This window comes from Geitlerinema sp. PCC 9228 (assembly GCF_001870905.1).
GTDB lineage: Bacteria > Cyanobacteriota > Cyanobacteriia > Cyanobacteriales > PCC-9228 > PCC-9228.
On sequence record NZ_LNDC01000028.1, the window covers coordinates 9,542 to 14,347 of the forward strand.

The window sequence follows — 4,806 nt, forward strand, 5'->3', positions numbered from 1 at the left end:
ACAACTCCGGCAGGAGGTCACCTCCTTACAGCAACAATTACAACAATACCAACAAGTAGCTCAGCAAAATCAACAACTCCGGCAACTAATTAAAAAATTACAGCATAATTCTGAAGATTGGGAATATGTAGGTTCGCCTTCTCAAAAACCTCGGTGGACCCAACAAAAAATACGAGAAATGGAAGAGAGAATTGACCAACGTAACTCTGGAGAAGATTGATAAAAAGTTGTATGAATTATAATATTTATATATCTGAAAGGTTTAAGCGTGCTGTCACTCTACATATAGTTAAAAATTTACTTCCCGATCCTCCTTTTCAAGCTCCACTACTTTTAGGTATCCATGGTCCATCTGGATATGGAAAAACTTTTCAATGTGAATGTATTTTACGGGAAATGGGGATTGAAGAATTTTTAATATCGGGTGGTCAGCTGGAAAGTGGTACAGCAGGAGAACCAGCTAAACTTGTAAGAGAGCAATATATTGCAGCTAGTCGAAGCATTCAAAAGGGAGAAAGTAAAGCGGCTGCCGTTTTAATTAATGATGTAGATACAGGTTTAGGCAACTGGGGAGAACAAGTCCAAACCACTATCAATACCCAAACGGTCTACGGTGAGTTAATGCATCTTGTAGATTATCCTACATCTGTCGAAGGAAGAAGGACAGAACGCATTCCAATTATTTTAACAGGAAATGACTTCACTAAACTATACGATCCATTAGTTCGAGCTGGTAGAATGGAAGCTTTTGAGTGGAATCCTACTGTACAAGAAAAATCCGAAATCGTATCGGGTATTTTCCCCGAACTTGAACCTAAGGATTGTCAGCAATTGGTCCATGATTTTCCCAATTGTTCTATTGCTTTTTTCTCCCATCTTCGTTCAATTATTTTAGATGATTTACTTTGGGAAAGTATTCAGACACAAGGAGGAGGTCGATATGTAATAGATCAATTAATCAGAGGATATCAATTTCCATTTGGAAAATACTTTACTACTAATATGATTTATAAAAACATTTACCTGGCTGGAAAAGAATTGTTGAATTCTGGTCAATTGGTGAACCATCTAAAAAAATAAAAGGAGAACAGAAAAATGGCTTCTACAAATACTTTCACAGCAACCAAAACATTCACTAGAATGGAATTACTTAAAATGCAGATCCGCATTGCACTCCGTAATACATCTGATATAGAAGATGAAAGTTTAAAAAATATTGTCAATCAAGGAATTGAAAAAAAATATCTTAAAAAGATTAATGTATATGGGATTGATGAAGAAAAATATTGTAGAGCTCAAATGTCCATGGAAATTGATTGGGATGAACATAACTTACAGATGTCTACAGGCAAGGTTACAGTTGCAGTGGATAAAAAATGGAAGGATGATACTGCTGTTGAAGTAGATGAAGTCGTTCAATTATTTTTGGAAGTTGTAAAATATTGGTCCCTAAAAACTCAAGTTCACTACGTTTATTCCCCTAATGTTGATACAGAGAAAGTTAACCAGGAATTGGGACTATCTCCTGCCGAAAACATTCAGTGGAAAACAGCAACAAAAGATGAAACTTCTAAAAAAATACCCAAACTTTCTGAATTGAAAGTTGGTATACGTTTAGCAGCATATGGAGATGAAACCGATAGTGGTTAATTTTCCAAAATCGCGGCTGGCGGGGTTCGCAAAATCAAACAGTTCACTTTCTCACCTCTCGCTACCGTCACCAAGCAGAAAAGTTTACCCAACGCCGCCGGGATGTGGAAATTCATATCCGGGATGAGGAGGCGTTGATGGTGGGAGTTCCTCCCCACAACTTTCGCGAAACTTTCCATCAAGCGATCGATATTAGTATAAAGCAACTCGCGTTTCAGTTTTTTAAGATTTTGGTTAAAGTTTGAAATGTCTGGCGTAGAATATGCCTATCGTTTGGTTATATTCAGCTACTCATACCATTTCTGAAAAATAATGATAGTCTTGGGGGTTCTGAATTCCCCAGTAGAGGCGCTTCGCGAAGCGCCTCTACAAAACGAACCCGACGATTCGTTGGCCACAATCCTGCAGCCAGCAAATCTCGCAGTCGATAATTTTCCCCTACGGCAGAACCAAGTTCTACTAATGTTTTCCAACCAATCGAAACTTCAACTACAAATCTCGGTACGTCCAAAAAGGGTGGCTTTCAGCTCCCATAATAAAATATAACACCAAACTAAACCTTCTTCACTTCCTGCGTAATGTATAATTTGTAAATCGCCGAGTGGTAAATGTCCTTGTGGCGTACTTTCAAGTTCAACAAAACAAAAGTTGCTGTAATTCTTCCACTCTCCGTTCTCTCGCCAGCCAACAGCCTCGCCAAATTCTTCCCAAACTCTAACCTCGACTGCATTCGTACTATCTAATTTTCGCTCGATTTGTTTTCGTTTCGGCAGTTTTCCTTGCATCAGCCGAGTTACAGCGTCGCCGAACTTTTCCCAAATTTTTACATTTTTGGCTTCGGTACCACCTAAACTTTGGTAAATTTGTTGTTGAATGCTGAAACCAAAATGTCCGTTGCTATAGTTGGTCCACAAACGGTCGATGGTTTGCAAATCTTTACAGGGAAACTTCTTGATATCTTCTGGATACAACCATTCTTCTTGTTTTCGGCGAGCTACCTTTAACATAGCATATGCAGTTTCTTTGTCAGCTTCTTGCCATTTGCCGGTAGCTAGCAAATTTTGCAATCGCGTATAATCGTAGCCAACTGCAGAACGCAGTTCTATTGGTGCGGGATTGGATTTTGAAATCGGTAAGATTTTAGATAAAGAAGATACTGCAGAAAGCGATCGCTGTTTTACATTGAAAATAGTCTTTGCTGTTGATGGTTTTTGACTGGAGGTAGGTTGACAAGAAGATGTAGAAGTAGATTTTGGGTCTGGTGGTGGTGATTCTACAGGCGTTGCCGGTGGCGAAGATGGCATTTTTGGTATTGACAAATGTTCTAGAAATTCTACTCGTTTTCTCCATTTTGCCGGCAATGGTATGACAGAAGGAATACTGATTCCCGGCCATTGTTGCTTTTTAGCATAATGCATAATTTGGATATCACCCACTGGAAGATGTCCCCGTGGTGAATTACCATCCAAAGCAAAATGGAGTTTTCCATATTGCTTCCATTTTCCATATTTTCGCCAGCCAACGGCATCGCCAAAGGTTTCCCAAAGTTCGAGTTCACCCGTATAAATACTACCTAAATTTTGGTAAACTTCTTTCAGTTGCGGTGCGTTTTTTTGCACCAGCCAGCCAACTGTATCACCCAGTTTTTCCCAACCCTCGGCATCAGACGCTTCATGATTTTTTAAACTTTGATAAATTTGTTTTTGAATGCTAAAACCAAAATGTCCGTTGCTATAGTGGATCCATAAACGGTCTATGGTTTGCAAATCTTCACCAGGAATTTTTTCTACATCTTCTAGACGCAACCAACCTTCATTTTCCCTTCCGGAAACTTTTAAAATCGCATTGGCTGTTTCTTCGTCAGCTTCTTTCCATTTGCCGTTAGCCAGTAAATCTCGTAATTGTGTATAGTCGTAACCAACGGCAGAACGAAGTTTGTCTTTGAAGGTAGAATGAGAGGCTACAGGCGAAGCCAGCGATTGCTGTTCTGTCTGTGGCGAAGAAGTTGGCGAAGAAAAATGTTGCTTCGGTGCTGGCGATTGACTGGCTATTGGTTGCAAATCCTGTAAAATTTCACTAGCTGACTGATAGCGTCTTTTGGTAGCCACAACCAGCATTTTGTCTAAAATTTTTGCCAATGGCTCTTCGACAGGAGTCTCTAAGTAATCTCGCCATATCCACTTATTTTCTGTCACATCAAACAAATCAAAGGGTTCTATTTGAGTTAACAAGCAAACGCAGGTTGCTCCCAAACTATAGATATCGCTGTTAGGTTGGGGTTTGCCTAATACTTGTTCTGGAGATGCATATCCTGCCGAACCAATGGTGGTTCCAGTTACCGATAAGGCAGCATTTGATAAATACTTGGCAGCACCAAAATCCACTAAAATGAGCTTGCCATCGGCGCGACGAATAAGATTTTCTGGTTTGATATCTCGATGGACAACTTGATGTTGGTGTAGATAATCTAAAACGGGTAAAATTTGCTCCAACACATTCCGAATTTGCTTGGCAGTAAATTTGCCTTCCGTTTCTAGGATTTTTCCTAAATCCTGACCGTCAATATATTCTTGTATCAAATATTGCTTGCCGCCTTCTGTAAAATATGCCAGCAGTTCCGAAATCTGTGGATGCCTGCCTAATCGCTCTAACTGCTCTGCTTCGCGAGCAAACAATTGAGTTGCTTTTTCAATATTATCGGTTCCTTGTGCTTGGGGATAAAATTGTTTAATAACGCAAGGTGGTTGGGAAGGTTTGTCTTCATCCACAGCTAAAAACGTTCTGCCAAAACCGCCCTGCCCCAGAATACGTGTAGCTCGATATCGCAACCGTAGTTTCAACTGACTGCCGCAATGCTGGCAAAAGTTGGAACGATCGGGGTTTTTATACAAGCAGTTGGGGTTCAGACACTGGCTCATACTGATACTATCCACTATCCGATGAAACTGGCTCAATTTTAGCTAAACGATAGCATAATTTGGGCGTGGTTACCAGGTCGCTGTTGGCACTAGATGCTCTATGTATGATATTTTAAACAAAAGCGATCGCGTTTTCCAAATTTCTATAAACGAGCGCGGCACCAAACTGCGAGACAAAAAGCGATCGCACCATCTGACAATTCTCCTGTAGATGGCTAGAATATGGAAAAGCGATAGA

At 40.1% G+C, this 4,806-nt stretch carries 5 protein-coding genes; 4 read left to right on the forward strand and 1 reads right to left on the reverse strand.

Going from position 1 to position 4,806, the window contains the following annotated elements; genetic code table 11:
- The 4 genes from AS151_RS21855 to AS151_RS21860 all read left to right on the forward strand — a co-directional run.
- Positions 1-220, forward strand: a 220-nt coding sequence (locus AS151_RS21855) for a hypothetical protein (protein WP_170861281.1), incomplete at its 5' end; no start/stop codon positions are given.
- A gap of 11 nt (positions 221-231) precedes the next feature.
- Positions 232-1,080, forward strand: a complete 849-nt coding sequence (locus AS151_RS02075) for an AAA family ATPase (protein ID WP_084639342.1) — start codon at positions 232-234, stop codon at positions 1,078-1,080.
- 15 nt (positions 1,081-1,095) lie between these two features.
- Positions 1,096-1,650: a hypothetical protein gene (locus AS151_RS02080; protein ID WP_071515415.1), complete on the forward strand. Its 555-nt coding sequence runs from the start codon at positions 1,096-1,098 to the stop codon at positions 1,648-1,650.
- Positions 1,651-1,754: 104 nt separating this feature from the next.
- Complete coding sequence (locus AS151_RS21860) at positions 1,755-1,895, forward strand: hypothetical protein (protein ID WP_170861282.1); 141 nt, start codon at positions 1,755-1,757, stop codon at positions 1,893-1,895.
- 240 nt (positions 1,896-2,135) lie between these two features.
- On the opposite strand, the gene AS151_RS22690 is transcribed toward AS151_RS21860, so the two are convergent.
- Complete coding sequence (locus tag AS151_RS22690) at positions 2,136-4,568, reverse strand: GUN4 domain-containing protein (protein WP_071515416.1); 2,433 nt, start codon at positions 4,566-4,568, stop codon at positions 2,136-2,138.
- Positions 4,569-4,806 lie beyond the last annotated feature (238 nt).